Here is a 21,892-nt window from a genome sequence, read left to right on the forward strand (position 1 = left end):
TCGCCGCTCACAGCTCGTAGCTTCTTCTCCTTGCAGCTTGTAGCCTGAGGCTTGCAGCCTTCCTCCCTGTCATCCGTCAACGGTCAACGGTCAACGGTAAACAGTTAACGGTCAACAGTCCACAGTCCACGGTTCCCCGCCATGGCCCATCGTCTATCGACTATGGACCTCCTCTCGGTCAACGGTCAACAGTTAACGGCCAACAAACCATCGACCTTCCCCCTTTCTTCATCCTTAAATCACGTCTTTGCTAAACCGTTAGATGGGATTCTTTGGTTTCTTCGCCCACTGCGTTTTAAGCAGCATAAGCCCTTTTGCCGTGAGGCGTTTACAAAAGCGGGTTGCCTGCCACGAATAGTTTTGTATGTGGTATTTTATTTTGCCGGTGAGTGGTAGTTGCTGATAAGCTTTTTTGCAGGCTATCTCATGCATGATGCATTTATAAATAACACTGTGTATCTCCTGTTTGGTGAAGCCTTGTGCAAGGAGTTGTTCATATAGGTTACCCACATCCCCTGGAGGGGTATAATTGGTGCTGGACAGGGATGCAGCCCTGGTGCTGCCGGGAGGTGCAGTATTTGTTTTGTGTTTGGTTTTTAAATAGCGGTGCATGGCATGGGGTTTTATACATGCTGCGATTCTTTGTTATCCGCTATTGCCTTTGTAAGTTGAAATAAAGAAGCGTGGAACTCAACTTACCGCTTTTAGGTACCTCGGAGGACCCGCACACGAATAAGAGAGCCCACGCCGTAACGTGGGCATTCTACTTATCGTCCCGTGTGCGTTTGAAATTTCCGAGGTTTCAAAAGCGAGACTCAAAGCGAATGCTTCAAATGATTTTATTGAAGAATCGCAAATTTATTGACACCAAATATATAAGATTCAATTCAAATGCGGATAATAATCCGCATTATTTTTTTTCTTAAAGATTTTATTTGTTAGATGCAGAGGCTAAATGATGTGATTTGTAATTATATCAATCGTGAATGGATTGGAAAATGGAAAGGATCCATCAGGGCTTTTGCGACTGAGTATGACGTCGATGAAAAAACTGTTAGAAGAATCATTAATTCAGAAAACGATCCGTATTCAATAAGTCTATACACATTAGAAAAAATGTGTACCGCCCGAAAGATAACGCTTGAGCAATTTTTTGGTTTGATTAAAAGGTAATGGAACTTTTTACATACAACAAATAAGAACAAATGATAATAAAAATCCCACCAAGACTGGCGGGATTTTTTTCAACCCTAAAATGTAAGGGCTTAGGATACCTAATTTATAGATGATGATTGGTGAATTATTAATAACACTTATACTTCAGTTTTTCCACCAGATTTTTTTGAACCTTATGGACTTATCCTGATAACTTATCTTGCAACCTAAAAAAGAGTGGCATTAAACATTCAATATTTAGAAGCAGAGATAATAGATCAATTTTTATACAGCGATGAAAGCAACACCCCTTGGATAATAGGTTTTAGTGGCGGCAAGGACAGCACAATGGTTTTACAATTGGTATGGAATGCATTAAAAAAGATTGATCCTATATTAAGGCATAAGAGGCATGTGTATGTTGTATGCAACGATACATTAGTTGAAAACCCCAGGATCGTAAAATTTATAAACTCCACTTTAGATAAAATTCAAAAAGCTGCACCTAAACAGGATATGCCGATAACGGTTCATGGCACACGTCCTGTTCTGGAAGATTCATTCTGGGTTAAAGTAATTGGTTTGGGTTATCCGGCTCCCAATAAAATACATAGGTGGTGTACAGATAGGTTAAAAATTCACCCTACAACTAAGTTTATCTTAGAAACAATAAAAGACAGCAAAGAAGCTATAATACTATTAGGCACAAGAAGTGATGAAAGTGCTAAACGTGCCGAATCAATAAAAAAACATGAAGTAAGAGGCCAGCGCTTAAGAAAACATCCGTTACCCAATACTTTTGTGTATGCACCTATAAAAGATGTAACAACTAATGAAGTATGGCAATATCTAAACCAGGTAACTCCGCCATGGGGTGGAACGCATAAAGAGTTAGTTACTTTATACCGCAACGCTAATTCCGGCGATTGCCCATTGGTAATTGATACAACCACACCAAGCTGCGGAAATAGCCGTTTTGGATGCTGGGTGTGTACAGTAGTGAATAAAGATAAATCAATGGAAGGATTGATAGAAAACGGTGAAGAATGGATGCTGCCTTTATCTGAAATCAGGAATTTTCTTGTAGAAGCCAGGGACAATCCCGAAATTTGGAGGGATGATACTCGGCGCAATGGCCAAAAAGTTGAAGGTTCCTGGGGACCTTATAAATTTAGCACACGTGCAGAAATATTAAAACGTGTTTTGAAAGCGCAAAAGCAAATACAGGAAACAGAAGGAATAGAGCTTATAACCCACCAGGAATTAGTGTTGATTCAATATTATTGGTTCAGGGATTTATTTTTCAAAGTAAAAGTTTCCGATATTTATAACCGGGTTTATAAAAACAGGCTTGATATGGGAAAACAGGAAGAAAAATTTAAACAAGAAAACGAATTGCTGCGCAAGTCCTGCAAGGAGGAGCCAAAAGATGTAGAGTTTATTCAAAACCTGCTGGCACTGCAAAAAACCAAAACCCTGATGATGAAAAAAAGAGGCTTGCTTGATGATATTGAAAACCGGCTTGACCAATACATTGATGAACTGAACCCAGCGAAATAAATACAATGACTATAAAGGAAATTGAACTTTATAATTTCAGGATTTATAAAGGAGAAAATACAATTGACTTATCTACCAGCGGTAATAAAAACATATTTATTATCAGTGGGAGAAATGGTTTTGGAAAAACGACGTTCTTAATGTCCATGGTTTGGTGCTTGTATGGCCGTAACATGCAGGAGGTTGATGATTTATATAAAAAAGAAATTGAAGACCAGGGCGGATACAGCAAATACATAGCAAATTCCCTCAACCGCATGGCCCGGTCTGAAAACGATTATAAATTTCATGTTGCCATTAAGTTTGTTGATGTAAATATTCCAGAAGTTCCCTGTAAAGAAATTGTGGTTAAAAGAAGTTATAATACACTCACGAGCACCAGCGAGGATATTGAGATATTAATTGATGGATATTATAGCGAGTTAGCAAAAGATGTAGGCCAGGAAATCTTTATCAGGGAATTTATAATGCCGATTGAGATTGCTAAATTTTTCTTTTTTGATGCTGAGAAAATCGTAAACCTTGCAGAGGTTACTACCAACGAACAACGTAAACGTCTTAGCCGGGCTTATTCAGAAGTATTGGGTATAAAAAAATATGAAGACATAAAAGCAAACCTTGAAAGCCTGCAATTAAAACTTCGGCAGGAATCTGCCAGCGCAGCGGAAAGAAATATGCTGGAGCAATTGAAAGCAGATGTAAACAAAAACCTGAATTTAATTGCCGACAATGAAAATAAAATCCGAGAACTGCGCGAGTTAAGAAATGAAAAAAATAAGGAATCGAGGGACATACAGGAAAAGCTGATAAAAGAAGGCAGTTTAATAACAGTTGAAGAGTTGCAAAGGCTTAGGGAAAATGAAGATGAACTAACAAAGAGGCAAACTGCCCTACAAAATGAATTAAAAGATTCTTATGACCTAATACCTTTTGCCATTGCTGGTGATAAGTTTCTTGAAGTAAGTAAACAATTAGATAATGAAGCCAATTTTAAGGCCGCCCAGTTCAAAGATGAAAATGTAAAGGGGGTAACCAATAAAATTTTAACGGATTTATTAAATACCCCTAAGCCTGCAAGCCTTGCTATTGATCACCAGGTGCATAAGTTTTATTCCGATACTTTTGAAAAATTAATCCGCAAGCATTTTTTTGCTGACACGCCGCAATTGCCGGAAGATTTTAAAATGCTGCATGAATTTTCTGACACCGAGAAAAATGAAATGCATGCATTACTCAATAACATAAAGCTTTCTTTCCGAGAATCGTTTAAAAGAATTAATGGCGAATACAATCTTGTTCGCAATGAGTTGAATACCATTAAACGAAGGATAAAAGATGCCGAAGCCAACCAGGAAAACCCGATAATATCTGAATTAAGAAAACATAAGGAGGAGTTAGATAAAGAAATTATTCGCATAGACGATACCATTGATTCCCTGAACCGCGAAATTGGCGAGTACCAGAACGAAAAAATGCAGAAAGGCAAACGTATTGATGAGCTTTCGCGGAAATTAAATGTATCAGAAAAGAATAAAGAGAAAGATGCAATTATTTCAAGGAACATCAGTAACCTGAAAGATTTTATTTCCAAATTTAAAGCAAAGAAGAAGGCTTCATTGGAAGAGCAAATATTAAAAGGGCTTGAAACCCTTATGCATAAAAAAGGCTTTATTAAAAAAGTGGAAGTTGAAATTATTGGCGATGATATTGATATTGTATTAAAGAATAATCGTGGCGAAGAAATTAAAAAGGAATCATTGAGTAAAGGTGAACAACAAATGTATGCAACTGCATTATTACGTGGTTTGGTTGAAGAAAGCGATATTCAATTTCCTGTGTTCATTGATTCGCCAATGCAAAAGTTTGACGAGCAACATGCAGAGAATATTGTAAAATACTTTTACCCGAATGTTTCTGAACAGGTGGTTATTTTTCCGCTTATTAATAAAGAGCTTACAGAAAGGGAATTCAATATTTTATCAAAGCATGTTGCCAATACGTTCCTGATTAATAACATACATGAAGATAAAAGTGAGTTTTTGCCGATAAACCCTAAAGAATTTATAACTACTTATAACAGTATGTATAACCATGCTAATTAATATTCGTACTTCAGAAGCTAACAAAACCGTTGTGCAGGAATTAAGCCGTAAAGTTTTTCCCGGCGCTTCTGAAAATTATATTTCCCGTGTTGCCTTTGCTTATTCCATATCAAAGGGCAATCATTTTGATGTAAACAATAAAGAACATTTGCTTGACAGTCGAGGCAAAGAATATAAAGACGATATCTTATTTGGCAATTACCGGGACTACTATATTGCTATTATTTGCCAGCATTACCAGGTTTATAAAACAGACCCGAATATGGCAAAGTATATCAAAATGCACATTGACCATGGGTTGCAGTTGATGAATAAATTGTTCGAAGAGAATAAAAATTATTCAGGGCTCGATTTTCTTTTGGAGTACATAGAAAAAGGCATTGAATCTTTAGAAGAAAATACGGTAACAAATGAAGCTATCCTTTTTGATGAACAGATAAGAAAAAACCGTGTTACCAGCAAAGCTTATTATGCTGAACGGATTAAAATAAAAGTGGGCAGCAGTTTTGATGATGAACCTATTTATTTCAACATCAATGATACGAGCATACATAATAATGCCCATGTAGCCATTGCCGGTAATTCAGGAACAGGCAAAACTTATTTTGCCAACCGTTTTTTAGAACAGGTAGCGGCAGAAACAAAACACCAGGTAAATTTTATCTATCTTGATTTTAAGGGCTTGAAAAAAGAAGATGAAAAAGCGTTAGAGCCTTTCTTTAAGAAAACAAAGGCAGTTTATATTGATGCTCCTCAAAAGCCTTTTCCAATAAACCCGTTAGCTTTCATTGATAATGTAAATGAGAAAAACAAAATAATGGGCATCAACAAATTTGTTGATATCATCACCAGCTACAGCAATATTGGAAAGGTGCAGCAGCAAACCTTAAAAGATGCCACCCGCAATGCTTTTACTGCTGCTAAAAAAGGCGAGTATCCTTCCATAAAAGACATTTTTAATAATATTGTTTCCGTTGATAACAGGCCCAGCACTCTGATAGAAATAATGCAAACACTTAGCGAACTGGATTTATTTGAACCCAAAGTTGATTTTAAGAACAGCTTTCTCAACCAAAATTATTATTTAAGTTTATCAGGAGATTTACCAAACAACATTCGCTTTACTGCTGTTTTTTTGATAATCAATTATATTTATAACACGTTCATGAATATGGATAATGCACCAATTGAGGGAAAGTACCAGGGAATGCGTTATGTGTTTTTGATTGATGAAGCACACGTTATATTTAAAGAAAAGAAGAGCCAGGACCTGCTTGAAAAAATTTTGCGGGAAATAAGAAGTAAAGGTGTGTCAGTTATTTTGTTATCACAAGGCATTGAAGAGTTTAACCAGCCGTCATTTGATTTCAGTAGTATGTGTGAAACGGCATTCTTGTTTGATATAAAAGATAAAACCAATCTTAAAATGATAGAAAGATTTTTAGGCATTGGTGATAAATATTCAAGCAAGCTAAAAATGAGTATGGAGAATATTCAGAAATACCAGGTTGTAAGTAATTTGAAAGAATATAAGGTTGGAGAATTGTTTAAAGTATAGATAATGATTACTCAAGCTACTTTGGATTTATTAGATGCCGATATTCGAAAAGATGTTCGTAGATATAATCGAATGCCATTTAAGGATAGGCACAAGATTTTCTCACATGAGATTAGAATTGATCCCTATTGGTGTAATAAAAAATTTCAGCAAATTCCTGTTTTAAATTGGAGTGCTGACTTTAAGTTTTCATCTCATCCTGATTTTCAACAAATAATTACTACAAATGATATAGGCGTCTATATTATGTATGTAAAACCTGTAAATTTATTAATAGACATGCCGCAATATGTAATGTATGTTGGGATTTCAGGTGAAAACGGTTCCGCTAGGCCCCTGCGAGATAGATTAATGGATTATTTTTATATTAGTAAAATAAAGTTGCGAAACAATATACATACGATGCTTCAACTTTATTATGATCATGTTTATATTAAATACGCTCTATTTAATGGTACTTATCAATCGCTTGAACAGTTAGAAGAAATACTTCATGAATTTTTTTATCCAAAGTTTGGAAAAAGAGATTTTGAACCTGAAACAAAGGCTGCTCACTCTGCTTGGAATACCGGGCAATAAACTTTTTTGTAATGGAAAATAAACTTGTTATTCCTTGTATTAGGTCTGTGATGGGTGATTGGGTATTTTATTCGTCTGTAATGGATGTGATGGAAATATCAATAAGAGTAAAAACTGATAAAAAATATCGAGAGAATCCAGATTTAGATAAAATTCTCCAAAGAGACTTAAAGGAAAGAAGACAAAATATTGCAAAATATCTACTAACCAGCAAAAGCCGATTCTTTAATTCTATAATTATAGGAGTGTTTAACAGTATTCCACAGTGGCATGAGTTCAAAATTGATAAAAAATTAAACGAAATAAATGGAAGTAATCAAAACCAAGAGTACAATCATTCAGTTGGATTGTTAGAGTTTAGCGGAGATGAAGAAATGTTTGCAATAGATGGTCAGCATAGGGTAGCAGGTATTCAAATAGCTTTTGAACAAGAACAAAATAAACCAAATGATGAAAAGATTTTAAAAGATGATAAATTCCCTGTGATTTTTATTGCTCATATTGATGACAATTTGGGTAGAAAGAGAACAAGAAAGCTTTTTTCTGACATTAATAATACGGCACGGCCGGTTCAAGAGGGTGATAGAATAAAGGTTGATGAAGAAAATTTAAATGCAATTGTGACCAGGAGAATTTACGCTAATTATGAACATTTTAAGAATGGAAAATTAATATCACTAACTGAAAGAGAAAAGTTAGACAGCAAAGATGAGGATCATTTCACAAATCTTTTAGGGATTAATAATGCTAATAAAATATTGAAAAAACTTTTCAAAAAAAAACCTAAAACAAATGAATGGGAAGAAGAAAATGTGGAACGCTTTTATAAAATTGTCAAAGAATTCTATGATTATGTTATTGAAAATGTAATCGATTATAATAGCTTTTTTGTTAAGAAAAAACTTACTATAAAGCAAGCAAGGAAAAATAATTTGTATCTTTTATTTCGCCCGATTGGCCTAAAGCTTTTAGCTCGATTATATGTTTTTTATAGCGCTAAAAAAGACGGGCTTGAAGAGTTAAAAACGAAGATCAATAAAATCAGTTTTGTCTTCCCTGATAGTCCTTTTAATAATCTTTTATGGTCCGACGGCAAAATGAAAGCAAGAGAAAAAAATCAAGCTATAGCTTATGAGATCACTTTATATATATTTGGTGATTTACAAAACGATAAACAAAAAACTTTATTAGAAAGGTATAAGGATGTTGTTGGTAATCCAGCGATAACATTACCGCAAAAAATTAAAGTCTAAATAGGCAATATCATTTCGCGCAATTCATATATGCACTTTTTTACAACTTCAATTGTAATATAAATTTGTTCTATTCTACTGAACTTCCCAATCGAAAACCGAATACTACTAAACGAATCAATTTCATTTAATCCCATAGCAGTTAAAACATGAGAAGGCTCGATACTTGCAGATGTGCAGGCGCTGCCATTACTTACAGCAATTAAAGGCAAATCATTTTCCATATTGCTTAATCCCATTATCATAGCATCGCTATCAACATCCTTAAATAAAATATTTGTGGTATTGTACAAGCGGTGTTTTTTGTTGCCATTTAAACTGGTATCTTCTATTTGTAATAATTCGTTTTCAAGATAATCCCTTAATGCTTTAATATGTTGTTCGTTTTGCCTCATTTCTTTTTTGGCAATAGCGCAGGCAGCACCAAGCCCAACTATCCCCGGTACATTTAGAGTGCCGCTACGCAAACCCCTTTCATGGCCACCGCCATGTATTAGTGCAGGTAATTTTATACGGTTATTTCTCTGCCGTATATATAAAGCTCCAATACCCTTTGGTCCATATAATTTATGTCCGCTCATGCACATTAAATCAATGCCCATATTATCTACATCAATCGGTATTTTTCCAACAGCCTGTGTAGCGTCTGTCATAAAATACGCATCGGCAGCATGGGCTATCTCTGCAATTTCTTGTATGTTTTGCAATACACCTGTTTCATTATTAGCGTACATTACTGTTACGAGAATAGTATCATGCCGCAACGCTAACTTTACATCTTCAATGTTAATTAACCCGTCATTCGCCACAGGCAGGTAGGTAACTTCAAAGCCTTTTGTTTCGAGGTATTTACAGGTATCTAAAACAGCATAATGTTCTGTAGAAACAGTTATAATATGTTTTCCTTTCTTCTCATAATTTTCGGCAACGCCCTTTATAGCAAGATTAATAGCCTCAGTAGCACCACTGGTAAAAACCATTTCATTTGTTTCTGCGCTAATCAAATCGGCAACTTGGCGCCTGGCTTTCTTCACCGCTTCATGGCTTTCAACCCCAAACAGGTGTGTGCTATTGGCATTGGCAAAATTATCTTTTAAAAAAGGCATCATGGCATCCAACACACGTTCGTCAATCTGCGTTGTTGCATTATTGTCAAGATAAATTACCTGCTTGTTCATCTTACAAAGCTATTTACTGTTAAAAGAAATTGCAGAGTTAGTTTTTCACACTGTCAATTTTAATAAATGCTTGTTCAATTTTATTATTACGCATAGCATAATGGTCAATTATGTGCCCATCAAAACCAATATAGGAAAATACAATTTTGTATATAAATGAAAGCTGCCTCTGCATGATGATTACCATTTCCGCATCTTCTATATCTTTTATATCGCCATGCATAAAATCATTGCGCTTTTGTAATAATAAAATATCTTCATCGGTAACAGGCATAAAGCACTCAAATACCAACTTTGATTTTTCCATATTTTTATTATTTGAATAATTTTTTGGAAGCTTAGCTTCAAACACTTTATAGAAGAACTTCCTAAGCACTTCAATTACGATAAAAAAGCAGTTATTTCTTATTAGTAAAGATGTATCGCTGCTGTTAGCTTCATTAAACAATACTAAAGCATATTGTATTTCATTATTCTCTTGGGATAGCTGTGCCAGCTTAGATAATTGTTGAGGTAGTAAATATTTTAAAATATTCTGCTGGTAAATTTTTTCAGCAGTATCTTTTCCTAAATAATGATTATAGCCAAAAGGGTTGGCAGTAAAAGGATGATATATAGATTTATAACCCTTTCTTAATTTTTCATATTTGACAATCATTTCATCTTGATTATCTCGCGGGAAAGTAAATACCGCATCCTGGATAAATACGCCCGATACAAATCCAAGTGCTACCAGAATATTATAGGATATAACTGAAAAGTCTTCATAAAATATTTCAGCTTCATTTTCAATAACGATATAGTCGTCAAGTTGGCGTATAGAAATAGGTTTATGATTGACGGTTAGTTGAATCTTAGATGCTTTACCAAAAACCTGAAAAAGCAAATGTTTGGAAGAAGTGTAAAAAAAACTTCTGTATAAACCATATTCGTTCCAATTGCTGTTTTGAAAAGAAAAGACTTTGCATTCCGTATAATGCGAAACAAATTTTCGCTCAACAGATGTTTCCACGTTAACCGCAATTGCCTTGATTTGCAGGCTTAAGTCATCTGTAATGAAAAGAAAAGAATATTCATTAACATCAAGGTTTAATTCACCTTCTATTTTAAAAAGATAAGCGCCCTCCTTAAATTCTAATGCAGCGCTTTTGTTTTTATTATTGCTGCTCACATTTCCGACAAGTTCTTTCTGCAATGTTTTTATATATTCTATTTGTTTCAGGTAATTTTTCATATTAGTTATTATTTATTTCTATAAAATAAATTCAATTTAAACCAATTTCATTATCAATTAAAATACCGTACCGCCACTTCACCCACCCATTTGCCCATCTGCACCGGCACGGCATTGCCAATAAGCTTATAAGAAGAACGTTTCTCTTCAAAATAAAAGTCATCGGGAAAGCCTTGTAGTCTTGCGTATTCGCGGATGGAGAACGGCCTTACACCATATTGTGCCTGTTTATCTTTTACCAATCTTGTGCTGAGGTCTTTTGCATAATGCGCTACACAAGTTGGTGCAAAAGCATTAGGGTTATCAGCATCTATAATTATTGGCAAATCCCTGTATTTTCCCTTAATCCTTTTTATAACATAAGCAGGTATTTCAACCTGCGGGTTTCTTTCCAAAATATCCTTTATTCTTGGGCGGTTGTTGATGGCTTTTGGTTCACTAATATTAAAAGGTTTTCTTGTTCCAATCAGTATTAAACGTTTTCTTCTTTGGGGTAACCAATTCAACGCATCTACCGGGCAAAATACATGCACATAATAACCGGGAAGCTTGGTCATTGCCTCCATTACTACTTTAAACTTTTTCATGCCGGGCACGTTTTCCACTACATACATTTCTGGCTTCTCAATAGCTATATGACGAAAGAAATGCAGGAACAAATCATCGCCGGTACGGGTGCCATGTATATCGGCAATAGGGGAATACTTAGTGCAAGGGTAAGTGCCAATGATGATATCGGAATGGGGTTGCTCCAATACCGTTTTATCTTTTATATCGGCAGTGAGGATGGCATGGCCAAAATAGTGCTTGTTAGCCTGCATGCAAGCAGTAGCTTCCGCATCCAGATCAAGCGATTGTATAATGTTGACACCGGCTTGCTGCATGCCGAGTTCCATGCCGCCGCAACCGGAAAAATAGCCTTTGGCTGTGGGTTGATACATGAGTAAGGTTTATTTCGTTTTCATTTTAAATAAATTGATATTTAACATGAGTTCGGGATAAGAATTTTAATGATGAAGATGTTTGCGAATTGAACAGGGACTTGCATCGTCATGTCGAGGCAACGAGACATCTCTTGAAATTCAGGCTGGTTGAATGCTAAGAGATTTCTCCTGTCGTCGAAATGACGTTCGAAGCGTACTATATTTTGCAATCAGTTTTCAATTTCATAACATAACACCTCACATACGCTTATCCCGAACTCACGTTATTTACTTTTTCCCTTGATGGAAAAAGTAACAAAAAGATCAAGCACGCATGATATTGCGGCACATCCTGCACACGCCTTAATATAGCTATAGTTGTATTGCCTTTGCAACAGTTGAGCCTTGATGCTTAAATGCGGCCTGGTTACTTAAGTTTTTAATCCCTCAATATTTTATTTCTCAAGCATCTTATCATCCTTTGATAATTTTATCTATGCAGCGGTATAAATCCTCGGGGATTATAAAAGCATCATCCTTTAAAAATCACATCCATGTGGTATTGAAGAAACTTTATACCGGGTTGATATTTTTTAGGCATTACAATTTTTGAGCCTTGCAGCGGAGCAAAATGTATTTGATGATAGCCTTCATTTTGCTTCTTCTTTAATTGATTTGATAAGACGACCTCATATTTTTCAGTAATGCCAATATAGCCTTTATCATAAGCTTTATCATACAAAGGCGAAAGGCAAATGCCATTTTCGGGGTTCAACCTTTCCTCTTCATTTTTTGACCAAGGCAATATATGGCTGGCCAGCAAAAGATCGGGGATATCAATACCGGTAATGGCGCAGCGGCCATTATAGTTGGCAATAACGATCCGCCGGAAAACATTTTGGTTTACCCTTGTTTTAACTTCCCTAAGCTTGTACTCGCCTTTTAAATGGTTGATATCCTTTAAGTCCGGAGAATATTTATTTTCTATTGATGTATGTTCTTTTTCAGCCAATATCTTTTCGCTTTCAAATAGCAGTTCGTCTTTGTTATCAATGAACTCATTCCAAATTGGTTCCACTTGTTTTATGCCGCCGGTTAAGCCAACAATACCGCGTTGCCGGTGATAAGGGTCAACCGCCGCAAAATTGTTTAAGCGCATAGCTACTGCGCTTGCTGTTCTTTCAATAAGATTGGCCAAGTGAATTATTTCCGGCGTTTTGGAATGCAGTTTTCCAAAAGGCAGTTTAAGATAAAGGTTTAAGGCAAGTACCAGTTCATCCCTTGTCCAAAGTTTTCTTTCAGCCATCTTTAATTGGTTTTAAACAAAGCTAATTTTATGATTGGATTTTCTTGTGTACTATAAGACACGTTGCATAAGATGTGGATAGCAGAACGGTAAAACCTATAAGGTTTTTGAAACCTTATAGGTTTTACCCTTCCCCCAAACAACTAACGCTCTCCCCTCACAGCCCACAACTCACAGCTCAAAGCTCAAAGCTCACAGCTCACAGCTCATAGCCCAAAGCTGACAGCTATATCAGGTTCCAAAAGAGACTACAAAATACTCAGGCAGTTAACAGAACAGGAAACAGCAGCTTTACGTGCACAATATGATCTGTATTAATGCCGGAATTATATATCATTACAGGTTCTAATGGCGCCGGGAAATCCGGCATTGGCCCGGATTACTAAAACCTATAAGGTTTTCGAAACCTTATAGGTTTTACCGTTCCCCCAACAACTAACGCTCTCCCCTCACAGCCCACAACTCACAGCTCATAGCTCATAGCTCATAGCTGACAGCTCACACCCCCTCCCCCAAAAATAGCATCAATACCACCCACTTCTGGTATCAGTACCATTGCCCGCATGAACAGCCCTGCCTATTTTGCAAATAAAAATTTATGCCGGTAACACACGAAATCACACTGCAGCAGGCCGTTGATCTAACCACCCGCTGCCGCAACAACAAACCGTCCAGTTTACCCCTGAGCGAAACATTTGAAGCGGCAGCCATTGCCAGGCTGCTTTCCACCACAGGCTGCAGCTACCTGCGCATTTATTACGGTATGAAAGAAGATGGGAATATTGTTGCTATATTAGTAGCCGCAAATGAGGATAATGAGGACATGCTGCCTGCAGGTACTTCCTTAACCGGCGATGCCATTATTGTGGAAGAAGGTATTATCTGCCCGCCTATATGCCCGCCACCCTCGCCCCTGAATACTTAAACCCATGAATATATTCAATATAAGCATTGTTTTAAGCTTTTCGGTTTTCCTGCCGGTATGCGCCGTTATTTACAGGTGGAACCATATAGAAAAAGTGTTCCGGCCATTTACATGGCTGTTATGGCTTGGCCTGTTCAACGATACGCTTAGCCTTGTTTTTGCCTATACCCTCAAAACCACGGCTATCAACACCAATATCTATGTGCTGCTGGAGTATTTACTGGTATTATACCAGTTTGGCCGCTGGAACAATGCAGTTGTAAAAGCCTGCATCTCCTTTGCGGCACTGGGCGTAATCGTATGGGGCGCAGATAACCTGCTAATGCACCCCCTCGATAACCGTAATGGGGCATTCAGAATATTTTATTCCTTCATTATCATTTTTTTTAGCATAAATGAAGTAAATAAACTCATCGTGTACGAGCGGAGAAGCCTTTTAAAAAACCCGGTATTTTTAATTTGTTTTACATTTTTGGCTTATTACAGCTATAAGGCATTTGTAGAGGTATTTATTGCATTCGGCCTCAACCTGGGCAACAGCTTTACCCAGCATGTTTTTATGGTGCTTATTATTACGAATTTTATTTCCAATATTTTATACACAATTGCCGTTTTATGCATTCCCCCGAAACTCGAGTTGACACTGCCATACTAACCGGCCTTGCCGCATTGGCGGTTATACTGATTTTTTTCCTGGTTACCATTATTCGTTTCCAGCGTAAGAAAACCAGCCTTTACCGCAACCGGCTTGCTGCTGAAATCGCTGCCATAGAACAGGAAAGGTCACGCATTGCCAGGGACCTGCACGACGACCTTGGCTCTGCACTTGCCGCCATAAAACTGAAACTGCATTGCCTTGAACCGGAACGGCAGGAAAATATGGCCATTGCCGAACAGTCGGGTGCCTTTGTGGATGAGGCCATGCGGAGGCTCAGGTCTATATCTTTCAATATCATGCCCGGGGTGCTGCAGCGCAACGGCCTTAAACCCGCACTGCACGAACTGTTTAAAACCATGCAGTCCGGCAAAACAAAAATAAATGCCAGCTTGGATATTCCCCTGCCCGGAAGCAGCCGTGATATTCACATCTACCGCATTATACAGGAAATTATAACCAACAGCCTTAAGCATGCAAATGCCACTTTAATAACCCTCACAATGAAAAGGCATAATGGCTTTTTGCTCCTGCACATAACCGACAACGGTACCGGTTTTAATCAAAGGAAGGTACTGAAACAGGGCAGGGGGCAGGGGCTGCAGAATATTATATCACGGGCCGGCCTGCTGGATGCAACTGTTTTTTTAACCGCCGGGCCGGGCAAAGGAGTTGATTATGAAATTAAAATACCAGAATACCATGAACAACTGTAATAAAATAACCGTAGTAATAGCCGACGACCAGGATATATATCTCGAAGGGCTCGCCGGTTTATTAAACAGGGAACCCGGTATTAAATTGCTGGGCGGGGCCGCCGGTGGAAAAGAATTGGTGCAGCTTGTGGGGGAACTAAAACCCGATGTGGTGCTTACCGACCTTAAAATGCCGGGAATGAATGGCGTGCAGGCTATAAAGGAAATCAAAGCCTCCGGCGCCGCAACACAGTGCATCGTACTTTCTGTTTTCGACAGCGACCAGCTTATAATAGAAGCGCTCGAAGCAGGGGCTATGGGCTATATTGTAAAAAATGCAGCCAAAGGCGAAATAGTGGAAGCGGTACATACGGTTTACCGGCAGCGCCCTTATTATTGCAGCACCACTACCACGGCGCTGGCCCGGAAAATCTCCGGCAGCAGCCATAACCCTTATCCCAAAACCGCCCCGGCGCCTGTTTTTGATGAAAGGGAATTAAGTGTAATAAACGGGCTTTGCCGCGAATTAACCAGTGAGGAGATTGCCAGGGAACTCTTCTTAAGCAAAAAAGTAGTGGATGTTACCCGCAGCAGGATATTACAGAAATTAGATGTAAAAACAACTGTAGGAATTGTGTTGTATGCCATGAAACATGGTATTGGCGGCGAACAGGATAAGCATTAATAAAAGCGCCTGCACACCATCTGTGCAAATCAGTGCTATCTGTGAGAAATAAAATAGCGCCTGCATACCATCTGTGCAAATCAGCGCTATCTGTGAGAAATAAAATAGCACCTGCACACCATCTGTGCAAACCAGTGCTATCTGTGAGAAATAAATAGCGCCTGCACACCATCTGTGCAAATCAGCGCTATCTGTGAGAAAATAAAATAACGTGAGTTCAGGATAAGCGATATGTTTAAAGCTTGCAGATAAACCTCACCTAAATCCTCTCCAAAGGAGAGGACTTCCAACTCCCTAAAACTCATGAAACATGCAAAACATCATGTTTTTTTCTTGCCCTTCTCCTTTGGAGAACCTGTCCCGGTCATCCGGGAGGGTTGGGATGAGGTCGAAATAACAATCTAAGCTTATCCCCAACTCACGTTAAAATAGCGCCTGTACAAACCATCTGTGTAAATCAGTGCTATCTGTGAGAAAATAAAATAGCGCCCGCACAACATCTGTGCAAATCAGCGCTATCTGTGAGAAAATAAAATAGCGCCTGCACACCATCTGTGTAAATCAGTGCTATCTGTGAGAAATAAAACCGGAATATATTGCTCATGTCCTAAACCATTCTGAAAATGCAAACCGAAATGAAAAAACTGGCACTGCTGGCAGAGCTGGTACTGCACAAAAACACCCTGGTGCCCGTTACGCAAAAAGAATTGCTGCATACGCTGCACCAGTTGGAGGCAGCCCTTGTAAAGCAGCCCTTTTCCAATACCAGCCCCCTCGCTGTTAAAAACAGCCTGCTGCATACTTCAGGGGTATTGGCAGGTTTGGTATATAACCTCGGCAATCATGCATGTTCCAATTATTGCGGCAAACCAGGTGTCATTATAACAAAAGCCGCAGCATTGCAAAAGAAAATTGATGACACACTTGAATGGTATTGCTATCATCACCATCTTAACCTGTTACCTTTAAAAGTGCTCGCCAAATCCTTGCTGGAAGCAGAGATGCACCTAAAAAAGAACCCGCAGTTGGCAGCACTGCATACAGTCATCAAACCCGAAATAATAGTACTCAGGAACAACAAAATCCTGCCTTACCACCGCTGGCTGTGGTGGTCGCAGTTTTTAACAGCCCTACTGGAGAACCCGGCGATGGATGCGGGCAGCCTTGAAAACATCCTCGTATGCTTAAATTTTAATACGCCGGGCTTCATTAACCGGCTTTGCACAAACCTGCAGCAGGCAATTGACAATTGTGAAGCTCAGGCAGAAAAAACAAAACTGGTGGCTGCGGAGCTTTCAAAATACAGCCTCATGGCAACGCCTGTTCATGCCTATTTACCGGCAGAAAAGCCGGTAAAGCAGGTAATGCTTACCCTGCTGCGGCAGCATGCCTTTTATTTAAACCATGCGCCTGCTGCCGGTGGCGCCGGCAAGCAGCAGCCATCTTCCAAACTCAGTACCACGCTGTCGGTACCGCAGCTCGCCCTTTTTATCCGCCTGCTTACAGATGCCTGCATCATCAGTGAAACCAACCAATCAGCGCTATTGAAAAATGTGGCAGCCATTGTTTCTACCACTAAAACCGCATCCATCTCGCCCGAAAGCCTGCGCGTCAACTATTATACGCCCGGCCTCGCCGCCAAAAACATCATAAAAGACCACCTCATCAATATGATCAGCCTCCTGCGGAGATATTAATACACCGGAAATAACACTTCCAACCGGGTAAAATAACAGGCGGCAGGCTGCACTGTTTTCAACAGCTCATGCGTTAGGCGCCTTCTGCAGTTCGGTCACGCCGGAGGCGCGATTGAAAAAATCCGGAGGAAATTTTTTCAAAGAAGTGCAGGCAGCGCCGTCGCATGAGCGGGGCCATGCGGCCATGAGCCATAAAAAACATAAGCGCTTGAAAAACTAACCGCGCAGTTGAATTTGATATTGTTCCCCGGGTTTATAATAATCAGGGGCTCAATCAACAAAAAGAGCTTAACGAAAGCAATAAAAATGAATATGTGCCCAGCCGGAACCAGGACGGGCACTTTTCCAGGAGGATTGCAGTTGCAACCTCCAAACCGGTAAAATCACAGGCGGCGGGCTGCACCGTTTTCAACAGCTCATGCGTTAGGCGCCTTCTGCAGTTCGGTCACGCCGGAGGCGCGATTGAAAAAATCCGGAGGAAATTTTTTCAAAGAAGTGCAGGCAGCGCCGGCGCATGAGCGGGGGCCATGCGGCCATGAGCCATTAAAACCATAAGCCGCTTGAAAAACTAACCGCGCAGTTGAATTTGATATTGTTCCCCGGATCAGGAAAAAAATGCAGGTTGTCACACCCTGTCATCTGTCAACTGTCAACTGTCATCCGTCCACAAAAATCCCTACCCACCACTCACTAATAACCAATCACTTACACAGGGTACCGCTACCCCTGTTACCCTTTTTGCCTGCCCGGCTGCAGTAAGTTGCACCCGGTTGCCAGGCATGCAGGCAGCCATTAAATCAGGTTAAATCACATTTTAAAAAATTCAATTATGGCAAAGCAAAAAGGCCCTGCACCCATCCAGGGCACCATCGGTAACCTCACCTTCTTTAAATCACAGGATGGCTTTATGGTAAAAACCAAAAGTGAGGTGTCAAAATCAAAGATCCTTTCTGATCCCGGGTTTCAGCGCACCCGTGAAAACATGGCCGAATTTGGCAGCGCGGGTAAGGCAGGTAAGATACTGCGTACTGCTTCCAACAGTGTGCTGCAGCAATCGGCAGATAACCGCATGGTAAGCCGTCTCGCCGCACAAATGCTGAAGGTGATTAAATCCGACACAGTGGGCAAGAGAGGAGAGCGCTCGGTAACCAGCGGCAATATAGCATTGCTCAGCGGCTTTGATTTCAATAACAAGGGCATCCTCAGCACCACCTTAATAAGCCCTTATGATGTTGTTTACACAAGGGCTTCCGGCGATCTCACTTTCAGCCTGCCTTCTTTTATTCCGGCACAGGGTATTGTAGCGCCGCAGGGCGCCACGCATTACAAACTGCAACTGGCAGCAGCGCCGGTTGATTTTGGCATTGCAAACAATATGGCGCAACTCACAGCTTCTTCTGTTTTACCCTGGGATAATGTGGCTGCCACAGCGCTGACGTTGGCCTTGTCGCTGCCGGCAGCTTCTGCATTACCGGTATTTGTACTCTTGCAGGTGCAATTTTTCATCCGGGTAAATGCAGACGATTACCCGCTGAACAACGGGGCTTATAATGCCTGTGCAATAATCAGTATCAGCACGCCATAAAAACATATATCATGGAACAGTTTAAAAACACAGGTTACCCGGCATTGGGCGGCATTATTTTAAGCATCATCGGCATCAGCGGGCAGGATATTGCAAAAACAATAGTGCTGGGTATTATCGGTACGGTGGTAAGCTTTTCGGTATCGGCCCTGCTGGCCCGCTGGCCGGGGCGAAAGCGCTAACACTTTATCACAGGGGCTGCTTCCGGGAAACGGAACAGCCTCATTTTAATATCACCCCCGGCTTGCCGCTTGCAGCGTGAAGCTTGCAGCTTTCCTGTTCAGTGTAAAACATTAATGTCCACTTCTGCCTCAACGGTATTGTGCACACGGCCCTCTGTTGCCAGTAAAATAACGGCTGCAATCACTGAAGTAATAAGGATCAACAGGGATGCCGGGAAACTGCCTTTTATTTTTATAAACCCCACTGCGGAGGATAAAAGCCCGCCAATGCCCATTTGTATAAACCCCAGCAAAGCCGAAGCGCTGCCTGCATTACGGGCAAACGGCGCCAGCGCCACCGCAGCCGCATTGGGATAGCTTAATCCTGCACAGCCTAAAATGATAAACAGGAATACAAGCGTTGCCGCAAGGCCATACCAGTTATTGATAACCCCGGTAAAAAACAATGCCGCCGTAACAATTTGTATAACAATAACTGCCCTGAAAATCTTCTGGCTTTTATACCGCCGGGTTAATGCATGGTTGAGCTGGCTGGCGCCGATAAAACCCACCGACAATAAAGCAAAGATGCCGCCGTATATTTTGGCGCTCACCGCAAAACCATCCATGAAAATGCCCGGGGAGCCTGCCACATATACAAACAAAGCCGCAAAGGAAAACGTACCGGCCAGCGTATAAACATAAAACTGCGGCTGCGATAAAATGTTTTTAAAATTGATGATGATCGGCTTTGGCCTGAGCGATACGGAAACATCCGGCGGTTTCGCCTGTGGAAGAAAGATGAATACGAGCAGCATAACAATGAATGCAATGGATGCAAGGGTAATAAAAATGGAGCGCCACCCAAAAGCGGCAGCCACAAAACTGCCGGCGCCGGGCGCCAGCATAGGCGAAAGGCTTATGATTAGAATAAGGAATGAAATGATGGAGGCGCTCCTGGATGGCGGGTAAAAGTCACGCACCATGGCCAGTGCCGCCACCGCGCCCACGCTGCCGCTTAATGCCTGCAGGAAACGCATACTGAGAAATACAGCGGTGGTACCGGACAAACCGCAGGCAAGCGTTGCTATGATATAGCAGCCCAGGCCTATGTATAAAGGTATTTTCCTGCCAAACCTGTCGAGCAGCGGCCCGTATAAAATCTGCCCCGCAGCAAACCCAAGAAAATAAGTGGAAACAGACAGGGAAATGGTTTGAATATTTGTATGCAGTTCACCGGCTATTTCAGGGAATGCAGGCAGGTACATATCAATGGAAAAAGGGCCGATGGTGTTTAATAAACCAATTATAAAAATGAGGAGGAACTCCTGTTGTTTATTGCGGTTTGCAGCAGGTATCATTATTGTGTTTAATTAAAAGCGTTAAACATAAGAAATAATCAGGCAGGCTGCAGTTTAAGGTTGATAACTTCAGAGGTATCCTTCCTCCTTGCAGCCTGAAGCCTGGCGCTTGCAGCTCTCAGCTCACACCCCACACCCTTCTTCCGGTTTAATCTTTCCCCAACGCTCACCTGCTGTTATTGCTACAACAAACAGCCCGCCCCCAATGCTTCTTCCTTGCAGCCTGAAGCTTGCCGCTTGCAGCTCTCAACCCACAGCTCACACCCCACACCTCACACCTCACACCTCACACCTCTCACCCCACACCTCAAAGCTTTTTTCTCAAACAATCCCAATTGAATATTTTTGCAGTATGATACTACTCGAGGGCAAGCCCGCAGCCGCAGCCATAAAAGCAGGTTTACAGGAACAGGTAAGCGTACTCACTCAAAAAAACATGCGTTCCCCACATCTTGTAGCCGTATTAATTGGTAATAACGGCGCCAGCGAAACCTATGTGGCCAGCAAAATAAAAAACTGCGAAGAGATTGGTTTCCAGTCGTCTCTCATACGATTTGAAACATCTGTAACAGAAGGGGTTTTACTGCAAAAGCTGGAAGAACTGAATAATGACGATACGGTTGACGGTATCCTGGTGCAGCTTCCGCTTCCAAAACACATCAGCGAGGAAAAGGTGATCAATGTAATCACGCCCGGCAAAGATGTGGATGGTTTCCACCCGGTAAACCTTGGCAAGCTGGCCCAGGGCACACCTACTTTTATCCCCGCAACGCCCTACGGCATCATCCTGCTCATGCAGCATTACGGCATAAATGCCAAAGGAAAACATGCCGTGGTCATTGGCCGCAGCAATATTGTAGGCAGGCCGGTAAGCATTCTTTTAAGCAGCAACCAGCCTTATGGCAATGCCACGGTAACCGTTTGCCATTCCCATACACCCAATTTAAAAGAATTAAGTTTGCAGGCCGATATACTGGTGGCAGCGCTTGGTAAACCGGGCTTTGTTAAGGCAGATATGGTAAAAGAAGGCGCAGTTGTAATTGATGTGGGCATAACAAGGGTGGATGACCCGTCAGCCAAAAAGGGTTTCCGCATAAAAGGCGATGTAAGCTTTGATGAGGTTGCGGCAAAAGCATCCTGCATAACACCGGTTCCGGGCGGGGTAGGCTTAATGACCATCGCTGCACTATTAAAAAATACCATGACCGCTTATTTAAAACGGCATGGTTTAAGTGAATCCATTTTTAGTGAATAGTTTTCAAACCACATATAAACCTGTT

At 40.4% G+C, this 21,892-nt stretch carries 19 protein-coding genes; 13 read left to right on the top strand and 6 right to left on the bottom strand.

What is annotated here, in order from left to right; translation table 11 throughout:
* Window positions 1-258: 258 nt before the first annotated feature.
* Window positions 259-612: a hypothetical protein gene (locus tag BM015_RS09495; protein WP_090657714.1), complete on the bottom strand. Its 354-nt coding sequence runs from the start codon at window positions 610-612 to the stop codon at window positions 259-261.
* Window positions 613-1,392: 780 nt separating this feature from the next.
* On the opposite strand from BM015_RS09495, the gene dndC reads away from it, so the two are divergent.
* The 5 genes from dndC to BM015_RS09525 are packed head-to-tail and all read left to right on the top strand — an operon-like array spanning window position 1,393 to window position 8,207.
* Window positions 1,393-2,715: a DNA phosphorothioation system sulfurtransferase DndC gene (gene dndC, locus BM015_RS09505; protein WP_090657717.1), complete on the top strand. Its 1,323-nt coding sequence runs from the start codon at window positions 1,393-1,395 to the stop codon at window positions 2,713-2,715.
* Between the two features lie 5 nt (window positions 2,716-2,720).
* Entirely contained in the window at window positions 2,721-4,817 is a 2,097-nt protein-coding gene (dndD, locus tag BM015_RS09510) for a DNA sulfur modification protein DndD (RefSeq protein ID WP_090657720.1), read from the top strand.
* Window positions 4,807-6,375, top strand: coding sequence for a DndE family protein (locus BM015_RS09515; RefSeq protein WP_090657722.1), 1,569 nt, complete (start codon window positions 4,807-4,809; stop codon window positions 6,373-6,375). Before dndD ends, BM015_RS09515 begins: the two co-directional genes overlap by 11 nt.
* A gap of 3 nt (window positions 6,376-6,378) precedes the next feature.
* Window positions 6,379-6,954: a hypothetical protein gene (locus tag BM015_RS09520; RefSeq protein ID WP_143075810.1), complete on the top strand. Its 576-nt coding sequence runs from the start codon at window positions 6,379-6,381 to the stop codon at window positions 6,952-6,954.
* Window positions 6,955-6,965: 11 nt separating this feature from the next.
* A complete protein-coding gene (locus BM015_RS09525; protein ID WP_090657726.1) occupies window positions 6,966-8,207 on the top strand; it encodes a DNA sulfur modification protein DndB in 1,242 nt (413 codons plus the stop codon).
* Here the strand turns inward: BM015_RS09525 and BM015_RS09530 are convergent.
* The 4 genes from BM015_RS09530 to BM015_RS09545 all read right to left on the bottom strand — a co-directional run bounded on the left by BM015_RS09530 (window position 8,204) and on the right by BM015_RS09545 (window position 12,848).
* On the bottom strand, window positions 8,204-9,385 hold the full coding sequence (locus BM015_RS09530) for a cysteine desulfurase family protein (protein ID WP_090657728.1): 1,182 nt from the start codon (window positions 9,383-9,385) through the stop codon (window positions 8,204-8,206). The two genes, BM015_RS09525 and BM015_RS09530, sit on opposite strands and share 4 nt — an antisense overlap.
* 37 nt (window positions 9,386-9,422) lie before the next feature.
* Window positions 9,423-10,619, bottom strand: coding sequence for a hypothetical protein (locus BM015_RS09535; RefSeq protein WP_090657730.1), 1,197 nt, complete (start codon window positions 10,617-10,619; stop codon window positions 9,423-9,425).
* A 53-nt stretch (window positions 10,620-10,672) separates the two neighbouring features.
* Complete coding sequence (locus tag BM015_RS21840) at window positions 10,673-11,560, bottom strand: DNA cytosine methyltransferase (RefSeq protein ID WP_090657732.1); 888 nt, start codon at window positions 11,558-11,560, stop codon at window positions 10,673-10,675.
* A gap of 514 nt (window positions 11,561-12,074) precedes the next feature.
* Complete coding sequence (locus tag BM015_RS09545) at window positions 12,075-12,848, bottom strand: HNH endonuclease (RefSeq protein ID WP_090657734.1); 774 nt, start codon at window positions 12,846-12,848, stop codon at window positions 12,075-12,077.
* 598 nt (window positions 12,849-13,446) lie between these two features.
* Between BM015_RS09545 and BM015_RS09550 the strand changes: the two genes are divergently transcribed.
* The 7 genes from BM015_RS09550 (at window position 13,447) to BM015_RS21550 (ending at window position 19,272) form a co-directional block, all read left to right on the top strand.
* Window positions 13,447-13,773, top strand: coding sequence for a hypothetical protein (locus tag BM015_RS09550; protein ID WP_090657736.1), 327 nt, complete (start codon window positions 13,447-13,449; stop codon window positions 13,771-13,773).
* A gap of 4 nt (window positions 13,774-13,777) precedes the next feature.
* Window positions 13,778-14,428: a hypothetical protein gene (locus tag BM015_RS21390; RefSeq protein ID WP_143075811.1), complete on the top strand. Its 651-nt coding sequence runs from the start codon at window positions 13,778-13,780 to the stop codon at window positions 14,426-14,428.
* Window positions 14,389-15,144 carry a sensor histidine kinase gene (locus BM015_RS09555; RefSeq protein WP_090657738.1) on the top strand — a complete coding sequence of 252 codons (756 nt, stop codon included), beginning with the start codon at window positions 14,389-14,391 and terminating at the stop codon, window positions 15,142-15,144. The genes BM015_RS21390 and BM015_RS09555 overlap by 40 nt, the downstream gene beginning before the upstream one ends.
* Window positions 15,131-15,808, top strand: coding sequence for a response regulator transcription factor (locus BM015_RS09560; RefSeq protein ID WP_177191862.1), 678 nt, complete (start codon window positions 15,131-15,133; stop codon window positions 15,806-15,808). The genes BM015_RS09555 and BM015_RS09560 overlap by 14 nt, the downstream gene beginning before the upstream one ends.
* 635 nt (window positions 15,809-16,443) lie before the next feature.
* The gene (locus BM015_RS09565) at window positions 16,444-17,505 is read left to right on the top strand and encodes a hypothetical protein (RefSeq protein ID WP_143075812.1); all 1,062 of its coding nucleotides are present in this window, start codon (window positions 16,444-16,446) and stop codon (window positions 17,503-17,505) included.
* Between the two features lie 829 nt (window positions 17,506-18,334).
* Window positions 18,335-19,090: a hypothetical protein gene (locus BM015_RS09575; protein ID WP_090657746.1), complete on the top strand. Its 756-nt coding sequence runs from the start codon at window positions 18,335-18,337 to the stop codon at window positions 19,088-19,090.
* 11 nt (window positions 19,091-19,101) lie between these two features.
* Window positions 19,102-19,272, top strand: coding sequence for a hypothetical protein (locus tag BM015_RS21550; protein WP_177191863.1), 171 nt, complete (start codon window positions 19,102-19,104; stop codon window positions 19,270-19,272).
* A gap of 98 nt (window positions 19,273-19,370) precedes the next feature.
* On the opposite strand, the gene BM015_RS09580 is transcribed toward BM015_RS21550, so the two are convergent.
* Window positions 19,371-20,612: a multidrug effflux MFS transporter gene (locus BM015_RS09580; RefSeq protein ID WP_090657748.1), complete on the bottom strand. Its 1,242-nt coding sequence runs from the start codon at window positions 20,610-20,612 to the stop codon at window positions 19,371-19,373.
* Window positions 20,613-20,964: 352 nt separating this feature from the next.
* Between BM015_RS09580 and BM015_RS09585 the strand changes: the two genes are divergently transcribed.
* The gene (locus BM015_RS09585) at window positions 20,965-21,867 is read left to right on the top strand and encodes a bifunctional 5,10-methylenetetrahydrofolate dehydrogenase/5,10-methenyltetrahydrofolate cyclohydrolase (RefSeq protein WP_090657750.1); all 903 of its coding nucleotides are present in this window, start codon (window positions 20,965-20,967) and stop codon (window positions 21,865-21,867) included.
* The last annotated feature ends 25 nt before the right edge of the window (window positions 21,868-21,892 follow it).

This window comes from Parafilimonas terrae, assembly GCF_900115755.1.
GTDB classification, from domain to species: domain Bacteria; phylum Bacteroidota; class Bacteroidia; order Chitinophagales; family Chitinophagaceae; genus Parafilimonas; species Parafilimonas terrae.

What these genes read in the sequence shown, in the direction of transcription:
- BM015_RS09580 (WP_090657748.1), bottom strand. Translation starts at nt 20,612, where the DNA reads ATGATACCTGCTGCAAACCGCAATAAACAACAGGAGTTCCTCCTCATT.
- BM015_RS09575 (WP_090657746.1), top strand. Translation starts at nt 18,335, where the DNA reads ATGGCAAAGCAAAAAGGCCCTGCACCCATCCAGGGCACCATCGGTAAC.
- BM015_RS09525 (WP_090657726.1), top strand. Translation starts at nt 6,966, where the DNA reads ATGGAAAATAAACTTGTTATTCCTTGTATTAGGTCTGTGATGGGTGAT.
- BM015_RS09535 (WP_090657730.1), bottom strand. Translation starts at nt 10,619, where the DNA reads ATGAAAAATTACCTGAAACAAATAGAATATATAAAAACATTGCAGAAA.
- BM015_RS09555 (WP_090657738.1), top strand. Translation starts at nt 14,389, where the DNA reads ATGCATTCCCCCGAAACTCGAGTTGACACTGCCATACTAACCGGCCTT.
- BM015_RS21840 (WP_090657732.1), bottom strand. Translation starts at nt 11,560, where the DNA reads ATGTATCAACCCACAGCCAAAGGCTATTTTTCCGGTTGCGGCGGCATG.
- dndD (WP_090657720.1), top strand. Translation starts at nt 2,721, where the DNA reads ATGACTATAAAGGAAATTGAACTTTATAATTTCAGGATTTATAAAGGA.
- BM015_RS09530 (WP_090657728.1), bottom strand. Translation starts at nt 9,385, where the DNA reads ATGAACAAGCAGGTAATTTATCTTGACAATAATGCAACAACGCAGATT.
- BM015_RS21550 (WP_177191863.1), top strand. Translation starts at nt 19,102, where the DNA reads ATGGAACAGTTTAAAAACACAGGTTACCCGGCATTGGGCGGCATTATT.
- BM015_RS09585 (WP_090657750.1), top strand. Translation starts at nt 20,965, where the DNA reads ATGATACTACTCGAGGGCAAGCCCGCAGCCGCAGCCATAAAAGCAGGT.
- BM015_RS09560 (WP_177191862.1), top strand. Translation starts at nt 15,131, where the DNA reads ATGAACAACTGTAATAAAATAACCGTAGTAATAGCCGACGACCAGGAT.
- BM015_RS09520 (WP_143075810.1), top strand. Translation starts at nt 6,379, where the DNA reads ATGATTACTCAAGCTACTTTGGATTTATTAGATGCCGATATTCGAAAA.
- BM015_RS09515 (WP_090657722.1), top strand. Translation starts at nt 4,807, where the DNA reads ATGCTAATTAATATTCGTACTTCAGAAGCTAACAAAACCGTTGTGCAG.
- BM015_RS21390 (WP_143075811.1), top strand. Translation starts at nt 13,778, where the DNA reads ATGAATATATTCAATATAAGCATTGTTTTAAGCTTTTCGGTTTTCCTG.
- BM015_RS09495 (WP_090657714.1), bottom strand. Translation starts at nt 612, where the DNA reads ATGCACCGCTATTTAAAAACCAAACACAAAACAAATACTGCACCTCCC.
- BM015_RS09545 (WP_090657734.1), bottom strand. Translation starts at nt 12,848, where the DNA reads ATGGCTGAAAGAAAACTTTGGACAAGGGATGAACTGGTACTTGCCTTA.
- BM015_RS09565 (WP_143075812.1), top strand. Translation starts at nt 16,444, where the DNA reads ATGAAAAAACTGGCACTGCTGGCAGAGCTGGTACTGCACAAAAACACC.
- BM015_RS09550 (WP_090657736.1), top strand. Translation starts at nt 13,447, where the DNA reads ATGCCGGTAACACACGAAATCACACTGCAGCAGGCCGTTGATCTAACC.